Here is a 1,014-nt window from a genome sequence, read left to right as displayed (position 1 = left end):
ATTGATTCCTGGGGCTGATCTTCGGGAACTGCCTGCGGACATGGAGCGAGGGTGTCCAAGATCGATTTGTGACGAAAGACCTGAACACCCTCGCCACCGCACTCTATGTGAAGATCGACGATCATCTGATCGCTTTCCCCGACCTGGCCCCCGAACGCCCCCGTACCGGCATTCAGCCCATCCTCAGCGACGCCGAACTGGTCACCCTGGCCGTCTTATCAGCCCTACTCGGCTTCACCTCCGAACGCCGCTGGCTGCGCTACGCCCGAGAACACCTGCCTGCCATGTTCCCCTACCTGCCCACCCAGTCCGGCTACAACAAACGGCTACGCGCCGCCGCGACCCTCATCACCCACCTGATCTCGATCCTCGGTCGCGACACCTCACTGTGGAGCGACGACGTCTGGGTGATCGATTCCACCCCGGTCGAATGCGGCCGCTCCCGCCAAACCGCCCAGCGCAGCGACCTCGCAGGCTGGGCCGAGTACGGCTACTGCGCCTCCCACTCGCGCTTCTTTTGGGGACTGCGCCTGCACCTGCTCTGCACGCTGGGCGGTCTGCCCATGGCCTTCGCGTTGACCGGCGCCAAGGCCGACGAACGCACCACATTGCTAGGCATGCTGCACACCGCCGGCGACCTGGTCACTCGCCACCCCGGCCAGACCATCATCGCCGACAAGCAGTACTACGGCCGCGACTTCAAACACACCCTGGCCGCCACCGGGCTACGCCTGCTGCGTAAGGCCCGCAAGGGCGAACCCCCACGGGCCGGAACAGCACTGTTCAAACCCTTACGCCAGACCATCGAGTCGATCAACCAGACCTTCAAGGGCCAACTGGACCTGGAACGGCACGGCGGCCGCACCCCCGCAGGCGTGATCACCCGCGTGGTCACCCGAATCCTTGCCCTGACCTGCGTGATCTGGCACAACGACAAGACCGGCCAGCCCATCAAACGGTCGCTGATCGCATACGACCACTGACTCAGTCAACAGGCCTGGAATCAATCATCTA

Annotated in this window: 1 protein-coding gene; it reads left to right on the top strand. The window is 63.9% G+C overall.

The window, feature by feature from the left end; all coding sequences use genetic code 11:
- Window positions 1-68: 68 nt before the first annotated feature.
- The gene (locus Pph01_RS42475; RefSeq protein ID WP_204078945.1) at window positions 69-983 is read left to right on the top strand and encodes an IS982 family transposase; all 915 of its coding nucleotides are present in this window, start codon (window positions 69-71) and stop codon (window positions 981-983) included.
- Window positions 984-1,014: the final 31 nt, after the last annotated feature.

Source organism: Planotetraspora phitsanulokensis, assembly GCF_016863295.1.
Taxonomy (GTDB): Bacteria; Actinomycetota; Actinomycetes; order Streptosporangiales; family Streptosporangiaceae; genus Planotetraspora; species Planotetraspora phitsanulokensis.
The sequence above is the reverse complement of the archived record's forward strand: the minus strand, read 5'-3'. Positions and strand labels throughout refer to the sequence as shown.